This is a genomic window from Kumtagia sp. (assembly GCF_059502445.1).
Window position 1 is genome coordinate 1 of sequence record NZ_JCACER010000049.1, and the last position, 4,292, is coordinate 4,292.

General features: G+C 67.1%; 3 protein-coding genes. All 3 read right to left on the reverse strand.

From position 1 onward, the window contains the following. Positions 1-89: 89 nt before the first annotated feature. On the reverse strand, positions 90-1,079 hold the full coding sequence (locus tag AC5JDC_RS16035) for an ABC transporter permease (protein WP_495842637.1): 990 nt from the start codon (positions 1,077-1,079) through the stop codon (positions 90-92). A gap of 339 nt (positions 1,080-1,418) precedes the next feature. Further along, complete coding sequence (locus tag AC5JDC_RS16040) at positions 1,419-2,978, reverse strand: sugar ABC transporter ATP-binding protein (protein WP_495842639.1); 1,560 nt, start codon at positions 2,976-2,978, stop codon at positions 1,419-1,421. A gap of 58 nt (positions 2,979-3,036) precedes the next feature. Beyond that, entirely contained in the window at positions 3,037-3,996 is a 960-nt protein-coding gene (locus AC5JDC_RS16045) for a sugar-binding protein (RefSeq protein WP_495842641.1), read from the reverse strand. Between the last annotated feature and the right edge of the window lie 296 nt (positions 3,997-4,292).

The window sequence follows — 4,292 nt, forward strand, 5'->3', positions numbered from 1 at the left end:
GACACGCAACCCTGTTGACCGCAATTACAGAAGCTTGTCGAACCACGAGGGCGCTGGACGCAACCTGAGATGCGAACCCCGCCGCTCTCCTACTCCGCCGGCTGCTCGAGCGAGCTTCGCGCCGCCTCGCGGATGCGCCTTCTCTCGCGGAAATGGCCCCATTGCTGGTCGACCAGAACGCCCACCAGGATCACCGTGCCCATCACGGCGAAATTCAGCGACGACGGGATGCCGAGCAGATTGACGAGATTCTGCAGCACCTGCAGCAGGATCGTGCCGAGGATCACGCCGACGATCGAACCCTCGCCGCCGCGCAGCGAGAACCCGCCCAGCACGGCCGCCGCGATGGCGTAGAGCTCGTAGAAATTGGCGTGCGAGGACGGCGAAACCGAGCGCGTGTACATGGCCAGGAAGATCGCCGCGATCGCCGTCAGCCCGGCGCAGATGACATAGGCTGCGGCGATCACCACCGACGTGCGGATGCCCGAGAACTTCGCTGCCTCCTCGTTCTTGCCGACTGCGTAGAGATAGCGGCCGAACACCGAACGGTGCAGCACCACCCAGGCGATAACGCCGACCACCGCCAGCACGAACACCGAGGTCGGGATGCCCCAGGGCCGCGCCACGAAGAAGTCGAGCCCGGGATAGGTGCTGCCGAACGGAAACCCGGCGGTGGCGTCGGCCGTATAGCCGCGCGAGGCGCCGCGATAGATCAGCAGGCCGCACAGCGTCACCACGAAGGGCTGCATGCGCAGTTTTGTGATCAGCAGCCCGTGCGCCAGGCCGAGCAGCAGCCCCAGCGCCAGCACGATCGCCGCGGCGATCGGCCAGGGCACGCCGAGCCGGCCGACCATGTCGACGAACAGCACGCCGAGCAGCGCCATCATCGAGCCGACCGACAATTCGATGCCGCCGGTGATGATGACGAATCCTTGCGCGATCGAGAACAGCCCGAACAGGCCGATCAGATTGGCGGTGTTGGCGAGGTTGTTGGGCGACAGGAACAGCGGATTGCGCAGATAGACGCCGAGCCCGACCACCAGGATCAGCACCAGCAGCCCGAGATCCTTCTTGTTCACGCCGCCACTCCTTCGATTCCTTCTCCGGTTAAGCCGTTTTCGGCGAGCCCGCTCGGCAAGAAGTTCCGCCGTATCGTACCCCCACCCTAACCCCTCCCCACAAGGGGGAGGGGATCTTGCGGCCGCTTTGGCAAGCAAAACCGTCGACGACTGGCGGTTGGCGGGAGACGCAGGCCGGTTCCCCTCCCCCTTGTGGGGAGGGGTCAGGGGTGGGGGTAAACCCGTATCCCATCGCTCCTCCCTCGCGGGAAGGGAGGAGCGCCAATCGTGCCGCCCTCCGCCACCACGATGCGGGAGGTGGCCCGAAGGGCCGGAGGGGGTGGCCGACCGGCAAAGCACTCATGTGCGCCCCTCGCCTTCCAGGCCGCGCCCCACCGCCAGCAGCAGCACGTTCTCCTCGCTGAAGCGGTCGCGCGTCAGCATGCCCGAGATGCGCCCCTCATGCATCACCGCGATGCGGTCTGAGACGCCGATCACCTCCTCCATGTCTGAGGAGATCATCAGCACGGCCACGCCGGCGTCGGCCAGAGCGCGCATCAGCCGGTAGATCTCGAATTTCGCGCCGACGTCGATGCCGCGCGTCGGCTCGTCGAGAATGATCACCTGCGGGTCCATCGCCAGCCATTTGGCCAGCGCCACCTTCTGCTGGTTGCCGCCCGACAGCGCGCCGGTCAGCGCCTGCACGCTGGGGGCGCGGATGTCGAGCTCGGCCTTGCTCTTTTCGGCGCGCCTCGCCTCCGCCGCCGCCGACACGATCCCGCCCCGCGCATAGGCCTCGAGATTGGGCAGCGTGATGTTCTGGGCGATCGGCAGGTCGAGCAGGATGCCGGCGCCCTTGCGGTCCTCAGGCACCAGGAAGATGCCGCGCCGGGTCGCATCCCCGGTGCCTTTGACCGCCAGCGGCGCACCCTCGAAGCCGAGCGAGCCGCCGAAGATCGGATCGATGCCGAAGATGGCGCGGGCCAGCTCGCTGCGGCCGGAGCCGACCAGCCCGGCAAGGCCGAGAATCTCGCCGCGATGCAGGTCCAGGCTGACCGGCTGGTGCGGATAGGCCGATGTGCGGACGTCGCGCGCCGACAGCGCCACCGCGCCGCGCGCCACCGCCGGCGGCGTGTACACCACCTTGAGGTCGCGGCCGATCATCAGCCGCACCAGCTTCTGGTAGGTCACTTCGGCGCGGTCGAGCCGGCCGGCCAGCACGCCGTCGCGCAGCACCACCACGCGGTCGCAGGCGCGCTCGATCTCGTGCAGCCGGTGCGAGATGAAGATCACCGAGATGCCGTCGGCCTTGAGGCCGCGGATCACCTCCAGCAGTTTTTCGGTCTCCCGCAGCGGCAGGCTGGAGGTCGGCTCGTCGAGGATGATCAGCCTGGCGTCGTAGCTCAGCGCCTTGGCGATCTCGACGATCTGCTGCTGCGCCAGCGACAGTTTCCGCACCGGCGCGTCGGGTCCGAAATGGGCGCCCAGCCGCTTCAGCAGCGGCGCCACGGCGGCGCGCTGCCCCTCCCTGTCGACGAGGTTGAGAAACCCGTATTTGCGCGGCTCGCGGCCGATGAAGACGTTCGCCGCCACGTCGAGATTGTCGAAGAGGTTGAGCTCCTGATGGACGAAGGCGATGCCGGCGCGGATCGACTGGCCGACCGTCAGCGCCTCGAACGGCTCCCCGTCCACCTCGATCGTCCCGCGGTCGGGCCGGATCACGCCGCCCAGAATCTTCATCAGCGTCGACTTGCCGGCGCCGTTCTCGCCGACGATGCCGATCACCTCGCCGCGCGAGACGTCGAGGTCGAAGCCGGCCAGCGCCACCACGCCGGGATAGGATTTTCGCACGCCGGCGAGCCGCAGGAACGGCTGCCCGGACGACGATGATGACGGTGCGGCGGTAGCGGCAGCGCTCATGGCGGCGACATGCGGGACCGGCGCGTCGGCCGCGCCGGTCTCGCTCAGTGCGTCACGATCAGCCGGCGCTCGCGATCTTGGCCTTCAAATCGGCCTCGAACGCGTCGACATTGCCTTTCTCGATCACCTTGGTCGGCACGATGATCAGCTTGTTCTCCGGCACGCCCGACTTGTCGCCCTCGAGATATTTCGCCATCAGCTTCATGCCCTGATAGCCCCACTCGAACGGCTGCTGGACGACGGTCGAGGCGAACGAGCCCTCCTTGACCGCGCCGAGCGTCACCGGGTCCTCGTCGAAGGCCACCACGGTGATCTGGCCGAGCTTGCCGGCGGCTTGCAGCGCCTCGTAGATCTTCGGCGGGTTGTAGGAATAGAACCCGACCATGCAGTTGATCTCCGGGTTGGCGACCAGCACGTCGTCGACATTGGTGCGGGCCCTGGTGAAGTCCACGTCGTCGCCGCGCACGTCCACCAGTTCGATGCCCTTGCCCTCGATCGCCTGCTTGAAGCCGGCGATGCGCTCCTTGGCGTTGTCGGCGCCGAGGAAGCCGACGAAGCCCATGCACTTGCCTTCCTTGCCGGCCATGGCCTTCACCATCTCCTCGCCGGCCTGCACGCCGGCATCGGTGTTGGACGAGCCGAGATAGGCGATGCGGTTGGATTCCGGCGCGTCGGAGTCGGTGGTGAACAGCGGCACCTGCCCGGCGATGCGGTTGAAGGCGTCGATCGAGTTCTTGGGATCGGCCGACGAGATCATGATGGAATCGACGCCCGCGGTGACGAGGTCGTCCATCAGCGCGTTCTGCGCCGCCGCCGTGCCCTGCGCGGGATAGCGGAACTGCAGCTCGTAGCTGCCCAGCTCTCCCTGCGCCTTCTTCACGCCGGCTTCCGCCAGCTTCCAGAAGTCGGACGAGGCATTGACGACGAAGGCGAGCTGCTTCTTGTCCTGCGCCAGCGCCGAGCCCCCGAGCAGCAGACCCGCGGCTGCGATGGCCGTAAACAACATGCGGTATTTCATGATGCTCCTCCTCCAATTGCGCCCGGCCATGCCGGGCGATGATGTTATGTCGTTATTCCCTCCCGGATGGCCAACCGCGGCCATCCTGCTTCACATGCCTTCCGAAATGCCCGTCGCCCGAACACGCCGTCGGAAGCGCGGCCGTCCGGGATCTGCTCCTGTCTAAGCCAATCGCGTATGGAGTTACCCCCACCCCTGACCCCTGCCCTCGAGGGCAGGGCTATCGCATATGAGTTTTTGCATAGGAGCGGCAGACAGCTCTGCGTCGTCATTCCGGGGCCGCGCAGCGGAACCCG

Excerpts from the sequence above, each read along its gene's own strand:
- AC5JDC_RS16040 (WP_495842639.1), bottom strand. The coding sequence starts at position 2,978 with ATGAGCGCTGCCGCTACCGCCGCACCGTCATCATCGTCGTCCGGGCAG.
- AC5JDC_RS16045 (WP_495842641.1), bottom strand. The coding sequence starts at position 3,996 with ATGAAATACCGCATGTTGTTTACGGCCATCGCAGCCGCGGGTCTGCTG.